Origin of the sequence: Fretibacterium fastidiosum, from assembly GCF_964642095.1 — a bacterium.
GTDB classification, from domain to species: domain Bacteria; phylum Synergistota; class Synergistia; order Synergistales; family Aminobacteriaceae; genus Fretibacterium; species Fretibacterium fastidiosum.
Genome location: NZ_OZ209244.1, coordinates 2,746,260 through 2,766,749, shown reverse-complemented (window position 1 = coordinate 2,766,749; position 20,490 = coordinate 2,746,260). Strand labels below are relative to the sequence as shown.

General features: G+C 67.2%; 16 protein-coding genes and 1 tRNA gene. 14 read left to right on the top strand and 3 right to left on the bottom strand.

Annotated elements, in window-relative coordinates:
- Positions 1-7: 7 nt before the first annotated feature.
- Together ACK28C_RS12375 and ACK28C_RS12370 are read right to left on the bottom strand one after the other, a co-directional pair.
- A complete protein-coding gene (locus tag ACK28C_RS12375) occupies positions 8-325 on the bottom strand; it encodes a nucleotidyltransferase family protein (RefSeq protein WP_409152268.1) in 318 nt (105 codons plus the stop codon).
- A gap of 421 nt (positions 326-746) precedes the next feature.
- A tRNA-Ser gene (locus ACK28C_RS12370) sits at positions 747-836 on the bottom strand.
- Positions 837-1,063: 227 nt separating this feature from the next.
- Here ACK28C_RS12370 and ACK28C_RS12365 point away from each other — a divergent pair.
- Positions 1,064-1,834 carry an ankyrin repeat domain-containing protein gene (locus tag ACK28C_RS12365; protein WP_409152267.1) on the top strand — a complete coding sequence of 257 codons (771 nt, stop codon included), beginning with the start codon at positions 1,064-1,066 and terminating at the stop codon, positions 1,832-1,834.
- A 5-nt stretch (positions 1,835-1,839) separates the two neighbouring features.
- Here the strand turns inward: ACK28C_RS12365 and ACK28C_RS12360 are convergent, their stop codons facing one another.
- Positions 1,840-3,525 (bottom strand): NFACT family protein, encoded by a 1,686-nt coding sequence (locus tag ACK28C_RS12360; protein WP_409152266.1) that lies wholly within the window; start codon positions 3,523-3,525, stop codon positions 1,840-1,842.
- A gap of 529 nt (positions 3,526-4,054) precedes the next feature.
- Here ACK28C_RS12360 and fliE point away from each other — a divergent pair.
- From fliE to ACK28C_RS12295, 13 genes are all read left to right on the top strand, one after another.
- Positions 4,055-4,351, top strand: coding sequence for a flagellar hook-basal body complex protein FliE (fliE, locus tag ACK28C_RS12355; RefSeq protein ID WP_409152265.1), 297 nt, complete (start codon positions 4,055-4,057; stop codon positions 4,349-4,351).
- Positions 4,352-4,363: 12 nt separating this feature from the next.
- Positions 4,364-5,941 (top strand): flagellar basal-body MS-ring/collar protein FliF, encoded by a 1,578-nt coding sequence (fliF, locus tag ACK28C_RS12350; protein ID WP_409152264.1) that lies wholly within the window; start codon positions 4,364-4,366, stop codon positions 5,939-5,941.
- A 13-nt stretch (positions 5,942-5,954) separates the two neighbouring features.
- Positions 5,955-6,980, top strand: a complete 1,026-nt coding sequence (gene fliG / locus ACK28C_RS12345) for a flagellar motor switch protein FliG (RefSeq protein WP_409152263.1) — start codon at positions 5,955-5,957, stop codon at positions 6,978-6,980.
- On the top strand, positions 6,973-7,929 hold the full coding sequence (locus ACK28C_RS12340; protein ID WP_409152262.1) for a FliH/SctL family protein: 957 nt from the start codon (positions 6,973-6,975) through the stop codon (positions 7,927-7,929). The genes fliG and ACK28C_RS12340 overlap by 8 nt, the downstream gene beginning before the upstream one ends.
- Complete coding sequence (gene fliI / locus ACK28C_RS12335) at positions 7,926-9,374, top strand: flagellar protein export ATPase FliI (RefSeq protein ID WP_409152261.1); 1,449 nt, start codon at positions 7,926-7,928, stop codon at positions 9,372-9,374. Before ACK28C_RS12340 ends, fliI begins: the two co-directional genes overlap by 4 nt.
- A 15-nt stretch (positions 9,375-9,389) precedes the next feature.
- Positions 9,390-9,845 (top strand): flagellar export protein FliJ, encoded by a 456-nt coding sequence (locus ACK28C_RS12330; protein WP_015555792.1) that lies wholly within the window; start codon positions 9,390-9,392, stop codon positions 9,843-9,845.
- A 1-nt stretch (position 9,846) separates the two neighbouring features.
- On the top strand, positions 9,847-10,401 hold the full coding sequence (locus ACK28C_RS12325; RefSeq protein ID WP_279369686.1) for a lytic transglycosylase domain-containing protein: 555 nt from the start codon (positions 9,847-9,849) through the stop codon (positions 10,399-10,401).
- Positions 10,402-11,082 (top strand): MotE family protein, encoded by a 681-nt coding sequence (locus ACK28C_RS12320; RefSeq protein ID WP_409152260.1) that lies wholly within the window; start codon positions 10,402-10,404, stop codon positions 11,080-11,082.
- A gap of 425 nt (positions 11,083-11,507) precedes the next feature.
- Complete coding sequence (locus tag ACK28C_RS12315) at positions 11,508-13,130, top strand: flagellar hook-length control protein FliK (protein WP_409152259.1); 1,623 nt, start codon at positions 11,508-11,510, stop codon at positions 13,128-13,130.
- Between the two features lie 56 nt (positions 13,131-13,186).
- Positions 13,187-13,624: a flagellar hook capping FlgD N-terminal domain-containing protein gene (locus tag ACK28C_RS12310; protein ID WP_015555791.1), complete on the top strand. Its 438-nt coding sequence runs from the start codon at positions 13,187-13,189 to the stop codon at positions 13,622-13,624.
- A 134-nt stretch (positions 13,625-13,758) separates the two neighbouring features.
- A complete protein-coding gene (locus tag ACK28C_RS12305; RefSeq protein WP_409152258.1) occupies positions 13,759-15,813 on the top strand; it encodes a flagellar hook-basal body complex protein in 2,055 nt (684 codons plus the stop codon).
- Positions 15,814-16,042: 229 nt separating this feature from the next.
- A complete protein-coding gene (locus ACK28C_RS12300; RefSeq protein ID WP_409152257.1) occupies positions 16,043-19,408 on the top strand; it encodes a hypothetical protein in 3,366 nt (1,121 codons plus the stop codon).
- An 18-nt stretch (positions 19,409-19,426) separates the two neighbouring features.
- On the top strand, positions 19,427-20,197 hold the full coding sequence (locus ACK28C_RS12295) for a GNAT family N-acetyltransferase (RefSeq protein ID WP_409152256.1): 771 nt from the start codon (positions 19,427-19,429) through the stop codon (positions 20,195-20,197).
- Positions 20,198-20,490 lie beyond the last annotated feature (293 nt).

Genomic DNA, 20,490 nt, shown 5'->3' with positions numbered 1-20,490 from the left:
TTTGCCTTCACGGGGGCGGAGCGATTTTTTGTGGCTCTCGGACAGCATAGATCTCCGCCCCTTCGTCAAGAATGATCGGAACAAGGAAACCGTTGTCCTCCACCCGAATGACGTCAACCGGCTTTCCGCCAAGTTCGTCAGCCCACAGAAGACGATCCCAAAAGGCATGATAGTCCTTCAGGGACAACCCCTCCACGGCGAGGTCGATGTCCCTGGCCTCACCTTCCGGTCCTGCTAGGCAGGAGCCGAAGAGCAATAGGCGAGCGGCACCGTATTCCTCGGCAACGGAACGGATGAAGGCCAGGCTTGTATCGTTCAGCATCATGCTCACCTCCCGATGCCATCCTCCGGTGAATGTTATAATACCCCAAAATAAAGTTTTCAGGACCATGGGATGGACTATCGGGACCAAGGAAACAAAAAGACTTCTTTCATCTCATACCAATTCGCGTTTAAAGAAGGGCAAGAAAGGCCCCCCTGCAAGGGGGGCTGCCCCGAAGGGGCTGGGGGGTGTTGAGCCTGAGAAACAACCCCTCCGGTTCGCTGACGCGAACCACCTCCCCTTTCAGGGGAGGCAATCCACATTAGACGCGAATTGGTATCAGCTGGATTGTCAGAGCAGACGCAACAGAAGTTGAAAAAGGCCTCGTGCATTGACGCGTATCAGAGTGCAAACACAAACAAAAAGCCGGTCGCAGACCGGCCCTTCAACCTTCGATTATTTGAAGACGAGGAAATACGTTAAATGGCGGAGAAGGTGAGATTCGAACTCACGGAACGGCAAGCCGCTCAGTTGATTTCGAGTCAACCGCCTTCGACCACTCGGCCACTTCTCCGCACAAAACTCAATCATTATATCCAAGTTTGGGACGTTGTCAAATTTTGCGGAGCGGGCGGGGTCGGAGTCGATTTTTCCCCGGCGGTCTGCCATAATAGAGCGCAGGGCGGGGTCGGCTGGCCCGTATCCTGCAAGGAGGTAACGAGCTTTCCCGACAAACCTGGAAGTAGTTTACCATCCCTGGTACCACTTCCACATTACTTATTCTACGAGGAGGTGTCGTCTGTGGTGAGGCGGTTCGTGGCGCGGTTCTTCGGCGGCGCGCTGGCGGCTTTCCTGCTCCTTTCTCCGGCGTGTGGCGCGGAGTTGGCTGAACTTTGCGCCTTGGGAGACGTTCAGGCCGTCCGCGGGGCCCTGGAGGCGGGGGAGCGTGCCGCGGGACGCGACGAGCGGGGGCGGAGCCCCCTGTACTGCACCGTCGCGGCCGGGGTGCGCGTGCCGCTCTCCACGCACGTTGAGGTGGCGCGGCTGCTGCTCCTGCACGGCGCGGAGGCGGACGCCGCGGACGAGGAGGGGCGCACGCCCCTCGCCCTCTCGCTGGAGAAGGGCAGCGCCTTCGCCGGGCTCACGGAGCTCCTTCTGGACTTCGGCGCCGACCCCAACGGTCCGGCCGGCGGAGGGACTCCTCTGCACCTGGCGGCGGAGCACGGATCGGCCCGGCAGGTCGAGCTCCTTCTGGAGCGCGGGGCAAACCCCCTGGCCAAAGACGGCGAGGGACGATCCCCTCTGACGTCCGCGCTCCTGGCGGAGGATGGCGGACTGGAGAAGGCGCGCCTCCTGCTGGATGCCGGGGCGGACGTCAACGCGCGGTGCCCCCTCTGGGGGGAGGAGGGGGTCACCCCCCTGATGGCGGCCGCGGCCCTGGCCCCGCCGGAGCTTGTCGCCCTCCTGCTGGACCGGGGCGCCCTGAGGGGGCTCAGGAGCGCGTCGGGCCTGCGGGCCCTGGAGTTCGCCCGTCTGGTGGGTCGGGAGGCGAACGTCCCGCTCCTGCGCTGAGGCGCCTAGTCCCCCTCCGGCTTCGCCGGCAGCCCTCCCCCGGCGTGGGGCACGGCGCGCAGGGTGCCGGGGTTCGTGTAGGTCACGAGGGCGATGGTTCCCGGAACGGAGCGGACGTGCCGCCGCTCCGTGTAGTCGATGGGGACGGAGCCGGCGTTCCTGCCCTTTGAGTGTGCCGCGGCCAGGGAGGCCGCGAACTCTAGCACGGCCCGGTGCTCGCCCTCGAGAGCCGCGCGGTCGCGGGCGCCCCGGATGATGACGTGGGAGCCGGGCAGTTCATGGGCGTGCATCCAGATGTCCTCCGGCCGTGCCTGCTTGAAGGTGACGTAGCGGTTGCCGCGCGCCGAGAGCCCCACCAGGACGGTCAGCCCCTCGACGGCAAAGCTCAGGAAGGGTGGAGTGCGTTCGCCCCCCTTTCCTTTTTTCCCCTTTTTCTTTTTGGCATCCTGCCTTCTGTCCTCCGGGGCCAGCCACTCCTCGATGTCCCGAAGGGCCTCCTCGAAGGCCTCCGGGTCGTCGATGGCCTCCAGGAGGTCGTGCTGCTCCAGGATCTCGCTGATGGCGCTCTCCTGAGCCCGCAGCTCGTCCCGAATGGCGGCGGGGTCGCCCTTGCCCTTGCGATACCTCCTGAAGTACCGTTCGGCGTTGCGCGAGGGCGACAGGCGCGCGTCCAGCGCGATGGTGAGCCGTTCCCCCTCCCACGTCGTGAGGGTCACCTCCCCGGCTCCTGCGGGAACCTCCGCGAGGTGGGCCAGGAGCGCCTCTCCCTTTCGTCGGAGGTCCTCCGCCTCCGCGCAGTTCTTGAGCTGCTTGCGGAGGCCGTCCAGGCGTCGTTCCCGCGCCTTCACCGCACGCTTCAGCCGCTGGTCCAGCTCGTGGAGAAGGCGGTCCCGCCCCCGTCGCATCATGGGGGCCAGCACGCCCCGCGCGGCCGCCTGCAGGGGATCGTCGCCCAGGGGCACGGCCTCGGGGAGGAGGATGCCGAAGCGCGTCACGTAGTTCTTCGCGGTGACCTGGCAGGGGAGCGGCGCGTCCGTGACGGCGTCCTGAAGGGCTGAGAGCCAGGTGGAGGGGTCCCGTTCCTCCCAGTGGGACTGGACGAGGCGCGTCAGGGGGCGGCCGATGCCCGCAAGGTCGGGCACGTCCGAAAAGGCGAGAGAGGAGAGGGAGGAGGGCAGGGGACCGTCGAAGGCCGGGGGCGGCGCGTAGTCGTGGCCGGGCAGGAGCGTCCGGTAACGGTTCCGGTCCGGAGCGGAGTGCCGCGCGGCCTCCTCGATCCTGCGGTCCTCGTCCAGCAGCAGCAGGTTCCCCACGGGCTCCGTCGCCTCCAGGACGAGGTAGTAGCCGATCGCCGTCCCCGCGGCCACGCGGCGGCGGAGTTGGAATTCGAGGACCCGGTCGTCGTTGACCTGGCGCACGGCGACGATGTCCCCGCGGACCGCGCGGCTCTTCAGCGCCTCGGTGATGGGCGCGCGGGCCGGCGCGCCCTTTTTCAGGGCCGCCGTCTCCCCGCTGCCCGCCAGGCAGCAGCCCGCAGCCCCCGCCCCCCACGACAGGATGAGCCACAGGTCCCCGTAGGACACCTTCAGGGCGGCCCAGGACTCGCCCCCCTCCACCCTGGCCACGCGCCAGGGGAGCTTCGTGCTGATGGCGGCCCTGAGGCCGCGGATGAACTCCGGTCCAAATGCCATTGGCTCCAACCTCCGCCCGTATCGTAAAAACCTTTGCGAGGGGTCTGGCGCCGTCTGCGGCGCGACCTTCTGCGGAACGTCCGGGCCCCGCAGGCCTCGCGTTGGCTATTTCAATTCATTCCACAGTATATTACAATTAAGTAACGATCGTGCAGAGAGGCGAGAAAAATTCCGAGGCGGGGAAATTTTTGTGCGGGCTTCCACGCGATGCGTATTTCATGGTATGCTATACGAAAAGCCTCAGGGATGGGAGCGGGATCGCCGCCTTGGGGTCGACCGCGGCGCGGGAGCCGGACGAGGGAAGTTCAAATCTCTTCCGACATGTGGCCTTTACCCGGCTCAAGGGCAGCGTGCGGTGACGACGAAGCCCCTCCGGTGCGGAGGGCCTGTGCGCAGTGCTCACGCACCTCGGTAACGATCTGGCATGGCCGCCGTTTTCATGAGGAGCTTGTTATACCGAATAAAGGGGAGTTCGTATCTCTGACTGGAGGGCTTGACAGTGGATCGCCTGTTATTGGACTTATCTCAAGTGAAGGTTGAAAGCATAGAGGAAAAGCCGAAGCCGACAGCGCGGCGAATCTTCACTGAGGCGCCGGAGGCGCCCGAAGTTTCATTTGACGATATGCTCTCCGCTTCGATACGGAAGGTGAACTCGCTTCAGCTCGAGGCCGACGACAAGGTGCGCCGGCTGGCCATCGGCGAGGTGACGGACATCTCCGAGGTGGTCCTCGCCTCGTCGCGCGCCGAGGTCTCCCTGAAGCTCCTCATGGAGCTGCGCAATAAGTTGGTGGACGCCTATCAGTCCCTCTCCAGGATATCGGGTTAGCCCTGATCGATTATGGACACGATACGACGCTGGTTCGCCGCTTTCCTGGGCTTCTGGGCCTCCCTGAAGCTTTGGCAGCGTGCCTCCCTGTTTTTGTCGACTTTTTTTGTGCTTGCCGCCATAGGCCTCATGATCTTCGTGGCGGGCCGCACCAACTACGAGCCGCTCTTCGCGGGACTGGACGTCTCGGATCAGGCGGCGATCGTGGACTACCTGAAGGAAAACAACATCCCTTACCGACTGGACCCCTCGGCGAACGCGATCCTTCTGCCCAACTCGAGCGTCTATGAGACGCGGCTGTCGCTGGCGCAGCAGGGGCTGCCCAGGGGCGGCAGCACGGGCTTCGAGCTCTTCGACGACGCGAAGATGGGCATGAGCGAGTTCCAGCAGAAGGTCGCCTACGGCCGCGCCATCGAGGGGGAGCTGGAGCGCACGATCGCCCGCATGGATCAGGTGGACTCCGCGCGGGTCAGCGTGGCCATTCCGGAGAAGACCCTCTACCTCCGGGAGCAGCAGCCGACGACGGCCTCCGTGCTCCTGCGGCTGAGGCCCGGGGCGTCTCTTGGGCCGAACCACGTGAAGGCCATCATCCACCTGGTCTCCCACAGCGTGAACGGCCTGAAGCCAGAGGACGTGACCGTCGTGGACACGGGCGGGCACACCCTGTCCGACATGGTGGCGGACTCCATGTTCATCTACTCCCAGGACGGCGCCGTCAACTCCGTGACCTCCCTCCAGCGGGAGCTGGAGCGGCAGCAGGAGCGCGAGCTCGAGGCGAAGGCGCGCAACATGCTGGAGCAGGTCTTCGGCCCAGGCACGGCGGTGGTGAAGGTGAAGCTGGACCTGGACTTCGACCGGCGCTCCAACTCGCGGGTGGACTACCTTCCTCTGGGGCCGGACAACCCGATGGGGATCCCCCGCAGCACGGAGAAGGGCGAGGAGACCTACAGCGGTACGGGACAGCCCCTGACGGGGACGCCGGGGACGACGACGAACATTCCGGGCTACGCCGTCAACACCCAGAACGTCAACAGCGACTACAGCAAGTCGAACGCGACGACGAACTACGAGATCACGACGCACAAGAGCGATCAGGTCGTCACACCGGGGGGCATCCGACGCCTGTCGGCCTCCGTCCTCGTGGACGCGGAGGACCTGGACGATGAAGGCCTGAGGGGCCTGCGCGAGATCGTCTCCGGGGCCATCGGGTTCAACGAGGCGCGGGGCGACAGCCTGGTCGTGCGGGCGATGAAGTTCTCCACCGCCTTCGCCGACGCCATGGCGGCCGAGATGAGACAGGAGCGGGTGATGCGCTACGCCTCCGGCTCCATCGCCGCCGTGGTCATGCTGGGCCTCTTGACGGCCCTGATCCTCTGGCGGCTGCGGAAGCGCCGCGCCCGCGTGGCCGTCATGGAGGCGACGGAGGAGGGACGAAAGGTGCCCACCATTCAGGAGATGTTGACGTCGCCGGACCTGTTGGCCTTCCAGGGCGAGCTTGCCGTGATCGAGGAGCAGCTGAAGGCCTACGCCAAGAACAACCCCGGAGAGGTCGCAAACCTGGTCAACGAGTGGCTGGCTTCCGACGAGTAAAGGAGTCCCTTAAATGGCTAAGTCAAACAGCGCCGCGCCGGGCGGCGTTTCCAGCAGAGAGAAGATCGCGGTCCTCATGGTCTCCCTGGGCAATGAGGTCGCCGCGGAGGTCTACAAGAAACTGGACGACCCCACGATCGAGCTCATCACCCTTGAGATCGCCAACCTGCGCAAGGTGTCTCCGGAGATCAAGCTCCAGGTGCTGAAGGATGCGCAGGAGGTGCTGATGGCCCGCGAGTTCATGGCCAGGGGCGGCGTGGACTACGCGCGGGACGTCCTGGAGCGCGCGCTGGGGCCGGAGAGGGCTCAGAACCTCCTGGCCCGCATCACGGCCAGCCTGCAGGTGCGCCCCTTCGACTTCATGAGGCACACGGACGCCCAGCAGATCCTGAGCTTCATCCAGGGCGAGCACCCTCAGACCATTGCCCTGATCCTGTCCTACCTGGACCCGTCCCAGGCCGCCATGATCCTGAGCGGGCTGTCCCCGAACCTGCAGGCGGAGGTGGCCAAGCGCATCGCCCGCATGGACCGCATCACGCCCGAGGTGCTGAGGGAGGTGGAGCGCGTGCTGGAGCGCAAGCTGAGCACGGTGATGGGGCAGGACTTCACGATGGCGGGCGGCATCGACGCGGTGGTGTCCCTCATCAACAGTGCGGACCGCACCACGGAGCGCAACATCATGGAGTACCTGGAGGAGAACGACCCCGAGCTGGCGGAGGAGATCAAGAAGCGCCTGTTCGTGTTCGAGGACATCCTGCGCCTGGACGACCGGGCGCTGCAGCGCATCATGCGCGAGGTGGACATGAAGGACCTCAGCCTGGCCCTCAAGGGCGCGACGGAGGAGCTCAAGGCGAAGTTCTTCAAGAACATGTCGAAGCGCGCGGCGGAGATGCTGAAGGAGGACATGGACTACATGGGGCCGGTCCGGGTCAAGGACGTGGAGGAGGCCCAGCAGAAGGTGGTCAACGTCGTCCGCGGGCTGGAGGAGCAGGGCGAGATCGTCATCGCAACGGGCGGAGAGGACGAGCTCGTTGTCTAGGGCGCCTCAGCGGGTCCTGCGCGCGGTCCGCCTCCTTCCAGAAGCCGTCAAGATCGGCATCGAACCGGAGCCTGCTCTTTCTCCCCAACCGGAGGAGGAGCAGGATTTGCATGAGAGGGCGCCGACCCCGTCCGCCGACGAGGCGGCGGAGCCGGTGTCCGAGGGGCCGGACCCGGAGCTGCTGGCCCGGATCGAGGGGCTCCAGGCCGAGCTGGATTCGGTTAGGGCGCAGCTGGCCGAGGCGTCGGGGGCCAGGGGTCGCCTGGAGGCCGAGATCGACGGCGTCAGGGCGGATTGTGACCGGCGCCGAAGGGAGCTGGAGGAAGGAGCCGCCGCGGTGGCGCAGGAGGCTGCCCGCGAGGCGCGGGAGCGGGGCCGCCGGGAGGGCTGGGACAAGGGGCACGACGAGGGGCTTGCGGCCGCGCGGGCCGAGGTGGAAAAGCAGTACCTGGACAAGTTCTCCGCGCTGACGGACTCCCTGGAGGGGATCCGCCGGGGCCTGGAGGGGAGCTTTGCGGAGCTCGTGGCCCTCAACCAGCCGCGCCTGCTGCGCCTGTGGCAGGAGATGCTGGGGCGCATGCTGCGGCGCCAGGTGGAGCTGGACCCCGACGCGGTGGGGGCCATCCTGGCCGACCTGCTCCCTCGCCTGAGCGACAAGAATCAGGTTGTCATCTACATCTCTCCGGAGGACCACGCCCGCCTCGAGGCCGACGTGGACACGAGGTTTCAGGAGGCCCTGCGCGGCGTGCGCCGACTGGAGCTGAAGGCGGACGCCAACGTGGACCGGGGGAGCTGCATCGTGGAGACGTCCCTGGGCGTCTACGACGCGCGGTGGCGGACGCAGCTGGAGCAGGTGGGCGGCATCGTGGACGAGATCTTTCAGCAGGTCGCGAAGGGCTCCGGAGGCCGGCAGGGAGCTCAGGGCGCGGCCGGAGGTGAGGGGCAATGAGCGGGGCCGACGGCGCAACGGCCGGGACCGACCTCCTCGCCGTCCTGGAGGCGGACCTGCGTCAGGCGCAGCTGGTGAAGGTCAACGGCCGGGTGGTGCAGGTGGTGGGGCTGGTGGCGGAGTCCCAGGGGCCGGACGTCCGGGTGGGCGACCTGTGCCACATCTGCTTCCGAAACGGGTCCAGCGCGCTGGACGCCGAGGTGGTGGGCTTTCGGGAGGACCGCGTCCTTCTGATGCCCCTGGGGAACCTGCAGGAGGTAGGGCCGGGATGCGACGTGGTGTCCACCAACCGGCCCCTTGAGGTCCCCGTGGGGCCGGCGCTCCTGGGGCGCGTCCTGGATGGGTTGGGGCAGCCCATCGACGACAGGGGCCCCGTCATCGCAAAGGACTTCTATCCCCTCCATGCGATGCCGCCCCACCCCCTGAAGCGCCAGATGGTGGACCGGCCCCTCTCCGTCGGGGTCCGAGTGATCGACGGGATGCTGACGCTGGGCATGGGGCAGCGCATCGGCATCTTTGCGGGGTCGGGCGTGGGCAAGAGCACGCTTCTGGGCATGATGGCCCGCTACACGACGGCGGACGTCAACGTCATCTCGCTGGTGGGGGAGCGCGGCCGGGAGGTGCGGGAGTTTATCGAGCGCGACCTGGGGCCGGAGGGGGCGGCGCGGTCCGTGCTGGTGGTGGCGACGTCGGACCAGCCTCCGCTCATCCGCCTCAAGGCGGCCATGACCGCCACGGCGATCGCGGAGTACTTTCGGGATGCGGGCAGGAACGTCCTCCTGATGATGGACTCCGTGACCCGCGTCGCCCGCGCGCAGCGGGAGATCGGGCTGGCGATCGGGGAGCCCCCGGCGACGAGGGGCTACACCCCCTCCGTGTTCGAGCTGCTGCCCCGGCTCCTGGAGCGCGCCGGAGCGGGGGAGCGGGGGAGCATCACGGGGATCTACACCGTCCTGGTGGAGGGCGACGACATGAACGAGCCCGTGGCCGACACGGTGCGCGGCGTCTTGGACGGGCACGTGGTGCTGTCCCGCCGCATCGCCGCGAGGAACTTCTACCCTGCCGTGAGCGTGCTGGAGAGCGTGAGCCGGGTCATGCCCTCCATCGTGTCCCGCGAGCACATGGAGGCGGCGGGCCGCATCCGGGACCTCCTGGCCACCTACGCGGAGTCGGAGGACCTCATCAACATCGGCGCGTACAAGGCGGGCTCCAACCTGCGCGTGGACTGGGCCCTGGAGCACCTGGAGAGCGTTCGCGGCTTCCTGTCCCAGCGCGTGGAGGAACGGTCTTCCTTCGAGGAGACGGATCGCCTGATGCTTGCGCTGGCGCCGCGCCCCGACCCGTCCGTCCAGCCCCGGCAGGAAGCGCAGAAGGAGGAGGCTCCGCGCCGGGGCGGTGCCCGCTTCGCCTCTCCCGCTTCCCCTTCGGTTTCTCATGAAGATTAACGGAGGTTTTGAGAGATGAACCAGCGTATTCAGAGGTTTGACCGCATCCTGAAGCTCCGGGAGGACGGCCGTCGGGCCGAGCAGGTCACCCTGGCGGCGGAGCGCCGGGAGGAGCGGGGCGTCATGGACCGCCTGTCGGCCCTTGAGGGAGAGAGGGCCGAGGCCATCGCGGAGTTCCGCGGCGGCGACGAGAGGGTGACGAACGGCGCGGACCTCTGGTTTCAGCGGCAGTTCATCGACGCCATCAACACGAACATCGACAGGGGCAGGCAATCCCTGCAGGACGTCCGGCAGAGGATCCTGGGCACGGAGGCCCGGCTTGTGGAGCGCCACAAGGACGTGCGCATCATGGAGACCTACGTGGACCGCCTGAAGACGGCGGACTTCAAGGAGCGGCTCGACGCGGAACAGCTGGAGCTGGACGACGTGGCCACGCTGCACTGCGCGCGGGGCAAGAGGGGAGGAAGATGACGTGATCGGACCCAATCTGACGGGGGTGAATCGGGTGTTGAGCCGCATTGACGAGATCGTGCAGCGCTCCATGCCCGACGTGCCGGCCCAGGCGAACGCAAGGGATCGCTTCATCGACGTGCTGGACGAGGTCAGCAGGAGCCCAAAGCCCAGGGCCTCCGGCCGAACGTCCTACGAGGAGCTTCAGCCCGTGATCGATCGGTGCGCGGCGGACTACAACGTCGATTCCGAGATGATCCGCGCGATGATCGAGGTGGAGTCCGGCTGGAAGGCGGATGCGGTGTCCGGGAAGGGCGCTCGGGGTCTGATGCAGCTGATGCCGCGGACGGCGGCCATGTTGGGCGTGTCCGACCCCTTCGACCCTGAGCAGAACATCGAGGGCGGAGTTAAATACATCTCCGACCTGACCGATAAATATAAGGGCGACGTCGAGAGGGCCCTTGCGGCCTACAACGCGGGGTCAGCCCGCGTGGATTCGGGGAAAACCCCCTCCGCGACCGACCGTTACGTCAGAAACGTGATGGCCCTGTACCATCGCTATCGGGAGGAGAGCTAAATGGCTGAGGAACGCACGCCCGCGCCCGACGCCGGCCAGGCGGAGGAGAGAGAGCCCTCTCCGGCGGCGCCAAAGCCGGCCAAAAAGAGGCGGAGAAGCAAGTTCACCTGGTTCCTGTGGTTCCTTCTCCTGGGGATCGGCGGGGCGGTGGGGCTTCACCTCAGCGGGGTGTGGGACGGGCGTCCCCTCTTCTGGAACGTCGTCCCCAGGATCCCTTATGCAGGCCCCGCTCTGGCGGAGTTCTTCGAGGTCCCCAGGGAGTACACCCTGACGGTCGGCGAACGGCGGGCCCTGGAGCTCAGGGAGTGGCAGAGGCGCCTGGACGAGCGGGAGCGCTCCCTGGACAGCCGGAGCGCGTCGCTGGACGTCCTGTCGAGCGACCTGGCGGCCCGCCTCGCGGAGGTGGCGCTTCGGCAGGAGAGCCTGGACGCGGCCAGCCGAGACGTCGCCAGCGGAACTGAGGCGACGCCGGCCGAGAAGGAGCTCATCAAACAGATCTCCAGGACGTATCAGGACATGTCGGCCCGCAACGCGGCCGCCGTGGTGGAGCACCTGCGGGACCCGCTGGCGGTGGAGCTCCTGATGACGCTGCCGAACGAAGCGCGGGCCTCGATCATGGGGAAGATGAACCCCCAGAAGGCGGCCCGTCTGACGGAGCTCATGTCGCGTCCCCAGCCCTGACGGCCGGAGGGCGCAGGGGCGGCGGTCGTGCGTGTTGGCTCTTGGAAATACTGAATTGAGTCGTTAGGAACTGTCAACCGTATAGTCTCCTTATACCAATTTGCGTCTAAAGGGCAAGAAAGGCCCCCCTGCAAGGGGGGCTGCCCCGAAGGGGCTGGGGGGTGTTGAGCCTGAGAAACAACCCCTCCGGTTCGCTGACGCGAACCACCTCACCTTTCAGGGGAGGCAATCCATATTAAACGCGAATTGGTATTATTAGTGCCTGAAACTGCATTGGGCCGTGCGAAGCGCGTGGGGATTGGGACTGACGGCCCGTGAGCGGTAGCGAACGGCTGCCGGGAGGCTCCCCGAAGGGGGCCGTAGCCCATTTTAAAAATTTCCGTGGGGCGCCTCCGGGCGCTTCCCGGCGAGAGGACGTGGAGACGATGGCGGAAGTGCTCCCCTATGTGCAGGTCAACATCCCGGCTCCCAGCGGAAGGGCGGGAGGGAACGCCTGCGGCGCGGCCTCCCCGAAGGAGGGGGCGGAGCCTCTGTCCTTTGAGAGCCTGATGGCGGACTGCGCCGCATCTCAGGAGCCCGGCGGGACCACGCCGGAGGGGCGGAGGTACCCCGCGCTGGAGCAGGTTTATTCCGCAATGCAGGGGAGTTTCTTCCCCTTCGGCAAGCCGGTGCTGGACCTCCTGGCCTCCATGGCGGAGGACCTGCAGGCGAACGCGCCGGAGGTGCTGGACCGGGCCGAGGACGCGGCGAGCGTCCTGCTGGATCGGCTGAGCGCGGAGGACCGGGAGCGCCTGAAAGCCCTCCTCTCGCGGATGGACGAGGGCGGGGCTTCGGGCCTGAGGCAGCGCCTTCTGGCGGCGCTCCGTGGCGCGAAGGACGCCGCGGCCCGCCTGAGGGAGGCCTGTGACGTCCTGCAGCCGCCGGCGTCGGATGGCGGGGCGGAGGCAGTGCCGGACGCCGTAGCGGAGCTCCCGGCGCAGGAAGCGCCCCAGCCGCTGGACGAGCGGGTCGCCCCTTTCGCTCCGCGTCCGGAAAAGCTGAGGGCCCCCGACGAGATCACGACTCCCGCGCCGCGGGGCGAAGAGGTGACAGAGCCTGACGAGGGGCCGGAGGAGCCGACTGCGGCGGGCGAGGAGGGGCAGGTCGTGCCCCCGGAGCCGGCGGCCGCTCAGCAGTTCGCCGCCGATGGAGCGGGGTTGCAGCCACAGGCGTCGGGGCTGGACGTCCTCCTTCGGGGCCGCCCCGTCCGTCGTGGGGGCGCGGCCCAGGCGCCGGAACGCCGGATGGAGGCTGAGCCGCGTGAGGCCGCGGAGCCGGCGCAGGGAGGCCCCCGCGATGGGGACCCGGCACTGCGACGGGGCGTGGAGGTCCGTGGGGCCGGGGAGGCAGCCCCCCGCGAGGAGGGCGCCGGGACGCGGCAAGCCCCGTCGCAGGAGGGCCAAAGCGGTGCCGGAGGCCGCCGGGGCGGGACGGACCCTGGTCGCGCGGCCGCAGCGGAGCGTCGCGCCGGCGCGGGGGAGGCCCCGGAGCGCCGGCAGGAGCGGGGGGACTTCCAGTCCTTTTTTGAAGGGGTCCTCGCACACCGCAGGACCGCCGCGCGGGGGGCCCCGGCCCCTCTGAACCTGAACCCCAGGGCGGCGGACTTCACCCACGGAGAGGCCCTGCGGGAGGGGCTGGTGAACGTGGTGCGCTTCGTGCGGGCCGATGGCGCCCAAAGGGCGAGCGTCGTCGTGGACCCTCCCGCGCTGGGGCGGGTGACGGTGGAGCTGGCCTCCGGGACGTCGGGGGTCGAAGCGTCCATTAAAGTCGCGAGCGAACAGGTCCGACAACTAGTGCAGGATCAGCTGACCCAGCTCAGGATGACGCTGGAGCAGCAGGGCGTCCAGCTGGCCCACTTCGCGGTGGACGTCCAGCAGGACGAGGGCCGCGGACAGCGGGACACGGGCCGGGACGGGCGCCGCGAAGGACGCCGCATCGAGGCGGCGGAGGACGAGCCCCTGGAGTTCCGGGTGGACCTGGAGCAGGGGATGCTCTGCTGGGTGGCCTGAGCGCCCGGCGCATCTTTTGAGATCGACGATTTTATGACGCAAGGGAGGACCTTATCATGCCCGTGAACGGCGTAGCCGGCGCAGTGAATACGGACCCGTCTGCCGCCACCGGAGCGGTCCGGCAGAACGAGTTGGACAAGAACGCATTTTTGAAGTTGCTCATCGCGGAGCTCTCGAACCAGGACCCACTGAACCCCATGGAGGACCGCGAGTTCATCGCCCAGATGGCCCAGTTCAGCAGCCTCGAGCAGATGCAGAACATGAACAAGACCCTCGAATCCATGGCGCAGGCCAGCAAGTTCGACGCGGTGAGCTACATCGGCAAGGCCATCTCCTTCAACAAGATCACGAAGGATGAGAAGGGCAAGGAGGTCGAGACCCCGACGGCCGCCCTCGTGCGGGCGGTCTTCTTCGACCCGCAGAAGGGGCCGATCCTGGACACTGCGGAGGGGCAGGTGGAGCTCGCCAAGGTCCTTGGCGTGGCCGCCCCCTGATCGGGGAGATAAGCGTTGAGCGGGCGCAGCCCGCGAACGGTTTGACGGCGGAGATGGCTGAACCCTCAGGACGAGGGCTGACGGTTTCGCGGAGCGACGGATAGAAACGCTTATCGCAGGAGGGCTTTACGAGGATGCTCAGATCATTGATGACGGCGGTCACGGGCGTTCGGGCACATCAGACGATGCTCGACGTGACGGGCAACAACATTGCCAACGCCAACACCACGGGATTTAAAAAGGACTTTACGATTTTCGAGGACCTGATGTATCAGGCGCAGAAGGACGCCACCAGACCCGGCGACGGCAGGGGCGGCATCAACCCCGCGCAGGTGGGCCTGGGCACCCAGGTGGGCGCCATCGAGACGATCTTCAGCCAGGGCGCGCCGTCCTACACGGGCAACCCGTCGGACATGATGATCCAGGGCAAGGGCTTCTTCGTCTACAACGGCGGCGGCAGCAACCTCTACAGCCGGGCGGGGGCCATCGTCCAGGACGAGAATCAGGACTTCGTGCAGTCCGGAACGGGCTACAAACTGCAGGGCTACGCCATGGAGCGCGACCCGCTGAACCCCACGCGCTTCGTCCAGTCCAACAACCTCAGCACGGTCAACGTCCCCATCGGCAAGAAGCTGGACCCAAGGGCCACGAGCGAGGTGAAGTACCAGTGCAACCTGGACAGCCGCAGCTCCGCCTACCTTCCCTACGGCTTCCCGGACCTGCCGTACAACGAAAAATGCGGATGGCCGGGGAACCCCAGCGGCAAGGCCAAGATCAAGATGGGCGGCGTGGAGTACGACATGAGCTTCAAGACGAACCTGGCGTCTGCGAACGGCAAGGGGTACCTGACCGTCACCGTCGAGAACGGCGGGACGAAGCAGGAGCTCGTCTTCGACATGGTGGGGATCGACGGCGGCAAGCCGAAGCTGAAGGAGGGGACGCACGTTCCCAATCCGGCGGTCTTTCCGGGGACGAATCCCGCCGTGGCCATGACGCTCGCCTACGACGACGCGACGGGCGGATTGAAGATCAAGAACCCGGACGGGGCGACGGTCTTTGACTACAACTTGAAGGCCGGCATGAACTATGCGTCCTTCACCCTCAAGAACGGAGCGACCGAGACCCCCGTTATTGCGGAGTTTGACGAGGCTCCCAGCAAGCTTTCGGGGACGCCGGCGACCCTGCGCATGTGGTATCCCAAGGGGGACGGGACGATGGTTCCCCTGACGGCCACGGTTCACTTCAAGCCGGACGGCAGGTTCGATTTTGTCGAAAAGATAACGGGTACGCTTCCTGCGGGGTTTACCGCGGATAATCTCAAGGTGGCGGTCGTCAGCAATGGGGCGGGGTTGGCGGTTCAGCAGGCCAAGGACCTCGCGAATCCCAAGGAGCCCTTTGACACCCTGGCCCAGATCAACCAGGGCGGCTACCACCAGACGAAGCAGACGATCTTCGACTGCAAGGGCAACGAGTACACGCTGGAGGTCAACTTCAAGAAGATCACCGAGAACCGCTGGCGGTGGGAGGCATTCCTGCTGGACAAGGACGGCAAACAGGTCCAGTCGGGGCCCACCTGCGAAGACGGCAGCACGACCACGGCGACGTCGAGCGACATCGTCCCCCAGCCCAACTCGGGCGAGATCGCCTTCTGCGGCTGCGGCCCCATCTGCGATCCCCTGGAGCAGGAGATCGAGATCCCCTTCAGCCTCAAGGGGATGACGAACCAGACGGTGAAGCTGAACTTCGGCGGCGACGGCGACAAGCTGAAGGGCGTGACGCAGTACGCCTCCGACACCACCACCAAGGCCGTGTACCAGGACGGCTACAAGATGGGCGTCCTGGAGGGCTACTCGGTGGGCAGCGACGGCATCATCACGGGCAAGTACACCAACGGCCAGCGCCTCCCCATGTACCGCGTGGCGCTTGCGACCTTCACCAACGAGCAGGGCCTCGAGAAGTCGGGCGACACGATGTTCCAGGAGACGGTGAACTCCGGCAACGCCAACGTCGACGGGGCGGGCGTCAACGGCAAGGGCTCGATCCTGTCCCAGAACCTGGAGATGTCGAACGTGGACCTGACGGAGGAGTTCACGCACCTCATCATCGCCCAGCGCGGCTTCCAGGCCAACACCCGCGTCGTGACGGTGAGCGACCAGATCCTTGAGGAGGTCGTGAACCTGAAGCGCTGATCCGCATCCCACAGGACAAACCGGGCGGCCCCGCGAGGGCCGCCCTTTTCGTCTGCGCCCGCTTCTGCGTTGAAAGGCCGTCGTTTGAAGGCCCCGTCGTCCCGCTTTTTGCTCCGAACTTTTCCGTCAATGGTTTATAATGAAAAGCCGTTTGGGGCACATTCTTCCGCCGCGATTCTTCCGCCGTGCCTGCGCCCCGTTCGAAGACTTCCAGAGGAGGCCCTTTGTTTTGATACACATCCTTCAAGTAAAATTCGAGCGGCTTGAGGCGTCCGCGGCCCCTTCCGCAGGCGCGGAGGGCTGGCTGCTGGCCCTCGATGGGCCGGCTGCCACGGGGGTCCTGCACGCGGACCCGCGCCTGCCGGACCTCCTGGGACTTGCGCTTTACGGCGCTGCGTGGCCCAGGGCCGTCGAGGTGGAGGAGCCCCGAAGGGTGGAGGTCCTCCTTGAAGCCGGGGGGACGCGCCGCCGGGTTGTGCGCGAGCTCCGGCCGGAAGGCCCCGCGCCGGCCGTCGGAGAGGGGGGCGGCGGAGGGGCGGAGGGGTGGAACTCCCTTTCGCCGGAGGCGTTCCTGCATCAGGTGTTTTTGGCCCAACGCGGCTTTGCCGCGCTCCTGGCCGCCCCCTCGCCGGACCGCGCGGCCCTGTTGGACGCCCTTGTGGGGCCCGCCCTGCGGGGGGAGGTTTCCGCGCTGTCCTGGCGAAGGTATCAGGGGCTTCGGCGCCGCGGCGCCCTCCCCGCCGCACAGGCTGAGGCCGCGAGCGATGAGCTGGCGCGGACGCTTGACGAGATCGCCGGCGTGGAGTCCCTCCTGGACCGCCGGGCCAGGGAGGTACACTGTGGCTTCCTGGTCCGAAGCGCGGCGGAGGAGGTCCGGGAGCTGGACCGCCGCCGCGGGGAGTGGGAGCGGGAGAAGGCGCTCTTCCTGCCGATGGAGCAGCGGCTGGAGCGCGGGCGCAGGGCCCTGGAACTGGGGGACGAGTACGAGGGCATCCGGCGGATGCGCCAGGAGCGGGACCAGGCCCGCACGGCGCAGCTGGCGCTGAAGGAGAGCATGACGGCGGTCAGGACGGAGCTTCAGAACGCGGAGGAGGCCTTCACCGTCAAGGAGTCGGAGTTTCGGGACCGTCTGATCGCCCAGAAGCGCCTGGCCGAGACGGTGCTGACGGTTCAGGACCTGGACCGCCAGCTTCGGGACCGGCAGGAGGCGGCTCAAGCTTTGGAGGCCCGGCTGGCGCAGGCGGGGCAGGAGCTTCGGGATCGGACGGCGCGGCTTGAGGGCGAGCAGCTGGCGGTGGAGAAGTTGAGCCTTTCCCTCAGGGAGGTCCGAAAGGCCCTTCAGCTCCACGCCGCCGACGAGCGCCTCGCGACGGGCCTGCCGGGAATACAGAAGTGTTTCGGCCTCTACCGCGAAGCCCTGGAGCGGCGCAGTGCCTTCCGCGAGAGCTACGCCCTAGCCATCCGGAAGAAGCAGGAGGCCCAGACCGCGCTGAACGACCGTCAGGCGATGTTCTCCGACGTGGCGCACCGGTTCACCGTGGTGGAGAAGAACTATCAGCGGGCCCAGACGTTCTACGAGTCCTCCCTGAAGGGCAAGTCGCTTGAGGAGTGGCGCAGCGCCTGTGATCAACTCGTCCGGCGCCTGGAGGAGCTTGAGCATTTGGCGTCGCGCTTCCGGGAGGAACAGGAGCTCCAGGAGCGGCTGCAGGAGCTTCAGGCCCGGCGCCTGAGGATGCAGCAGGAGACGCGGGAGCTGAACATCCGGGACGTGGCGCAGTCCGGCAAGGCGGAGGCGCTGCAGGAGGAAATCCAGAAACTGGAGGGGCGCGTCCGGCTGCTTCAGGGGATGGAGGACCTGGGCGGCATGAGGGGGCTCCTGGAGGACGGGGTGCCCTGCCCCCTGTGCGGCGCCATGACGCACCCCTATGCGTCGGGGGCCGCCGTCCCGGAGACGGATGAGGTCAGCCGCCAGCTCAACGACGCCACGAAGGCCATGGAGGAGCTGAGGGCGGAGCTCAAGGGACGGCAGTCCCGCGCGGGGTGGCTCGTCGGCGAGATATCCTCCATCGGGCGCGGCGAGGAGGACCTGCGTCAGGACCTGGAGCGCCTGGGCGACATCATCACTCAGAGCGTCGCGGCGCTTGGGCTGAAGTTCAACGTGGGGGTCCCTCCCCTCGAGGAGCTGGACCGCGTGCGCCAGAAGACGCGCGACCAGCTTCAGCGCGCGCGAAACGCTCTGGAGGCCGCCGAGGCGGCGCAGCGCGACCGGGACGCCGCGGCGGACGAACTGGCGCGGATCCGCGAGAGCCGCGAGGAGCTGACGCGCTACCACCAGGAGGCGCTGTTTCAGCTTCAGAACGAGCGCTCCGAGGAAGCGCGGGTCGAGGGCGAGAGCCGCAGCCAGGAGGAGGCGTTCAACGCGCTGCGCCGGGAGCTGATCGCCCAGCTCTCCCCCTACGGCTACAAGAGCATCCCCGACGAGAATCCCGAATCCGTCATCAGGGCCCTGGAGGTCCGCGCTGCGGAATGGCAGGAGAACGCATCACGTCGGGACGAGCTGGAGCGAGAGTTCTCCGCGGCTCAGGCCTCGGCCGCCGCTGTAAGGAAGGAGCTGGAGGCCTTCAAGCTGCGCAGGGAGGAGCTGACGCGGGAGCTGCGGACCGTCGAGGCGGAGCGGGACAGCCTGCAGCAGAAGCGGATCATCCTGTTCAACTCGAAGGACCCGGCGTCGGAGAAGGCGCGCATGGAGCGGGATGTGGAGGACCTGCGGCAGCAGCTCGAGGTCCGCCGCCTGGCACGGTCCGAGGGGAGCGCCAGGCTTCAGGAGATCATGGCCTCGCTCCACGAGCTGGAGACGAAGCTGGCGACGCTGCGGGAGGAGCTTCAAAGGGGCGAGATCGCCTTCGGCAAGCACATGCTGTCCCTGGGCTTCAAGAACGAGAACGATTACATCTCCGCCTGCCTGTCCGGCGAGGAACGGCGGGACCTCCAGGGGCGCCTGGGGGAGCTGGCGCAGGCAGACCTGGACCTCACCGCCGCACGGGAGAATGCAAAGTCTCTGCAGATGGAGCTGCAGTCGCGCCTGGGCGGGCTTCGCACCTCCCTGGGCGACGGAGACACCCTCCTGCGCCGGCTGCTGGACCTGAACCGCCGGGCAGGGGAGCTCTGCCTCGCCCTGCCCAGGGATTCGGCATCGGTGAAGCTGTATGGGGAGTTTTGCGAAGGTCTGCACCTGCGCCTCTGGGACCTTGAGCTGAGCTTGAGCGGCGGAGACGTCCGGCGCGAGCTGAGCGAGCTGGTCTTCAGCGCGGTCCTGGAGTGTGCCAACGCCCGCCGCACCGAGGCCGGCATGAGGGTCCTGACGCCCGGCGAGGCCCCATTGACGCTGAACCATGGGGCGGAGGACGCAGCCCTCTCCCTGGCCTGGGGGCTCTCGGACTTGTTCGCCGCAGGGGAGCGGGTGGACCTGAGGCTCCTGGACGCGAAGGTCGAGGGTGCCGGTCCGGACGGGCTGCGGCGTCTGGACGATTTGATCTCCGCCTTGAGGCGGGCGGATGAGCGAGTGCTGCTCTGTCCCGACGCCGGGGCCCGATAGGACGCAGGAGGAGCGGAGATGAACGACTGCTTTGGCGCCGTGTGGAGCAACCTTGGGGCCTTTCTGGACGTGCTGCGGGGGCTTTCCGCCTCGGAGGCCATGGACCTGTCCCCGGAAGGGGGCTTCTGCCTCTCCACGCGCTCCAGGTCCGCGTCGGAGAACTGGGTCTGGCTTCAGCCGGACCTCGTGACGCAGGAGCGGGCGGAGGCGGCCCTGCGCTTCTTTGGAGACAGGGGCCTGCCCTTCGTGTGGCCGCTGCCCGGGGACTGCGAGGCGGCGGAAACGCTGCGTGCAGCGGGGCTGAAGGAGGCGGGGCAGCTCGAGGCGATGAGCCTTCCCGCCGACGCCGATCCGGGACGCGGGGGGAAGGAGCTGACCTTCCGGACCGTGAGGACCCGCGAGGAGGCGCTGCGGTGGGCGAGCGTCGCGTGGCTGGCCTTTGGCGGCGAGCCTCCCGTTCCCGTGTCCGCGTTGAACGGGGCGGAGGCCATGGCGGACTCGCCCCTGAGGCTTGGGGCGGCCATGGCGGGGGAGGAGGCCGTGGGGACGTTCCTCCTGTCTCCCTTTGCTGCGTCGCTTGGCGTGTACTACTTCGCGGTGCTGCCGGGGTATCGCAGGCGCGGCGCGGCCATGGCCATGATGGGGGAGGTCCTTCGCGCGGCGAAGGAGCTGGGGACGGAGCGGATCGTCCTCCAGGCGACGCCGGCCGGCGTGCCCTTCTATCGGGCGGCGGGCTTCGAGTCCCACGGGGCGATCCCCCTCTTCTCCAACTCCGACGACGTGTTCTGAGGCTCTAAGGAAACACTGATTAAGTCGCTGAGAACTGTCAACCGTATGGGTCCCTTTCAGTCCCAGCCCCTTCGGGGCAGCCCCCCTTGCAGGGGGGCCGGAAAAACGCGCCTCTTTTTTTGCCTCCCCTGTAAGGGGAGGTGGCCCGAAGGGCCGGAGGGGTCGCTTTTCAAGCCCCAAAACCCCTCCCCCCTTCGGGGAGCCTTCCGGCAGCCGTTCGCTGACGCTCACGGGCCGTCAGTCCCAGCTCCTCGCTTTCCTGAGAAAATTGTGGAATCGGCTTAAAAAACAAG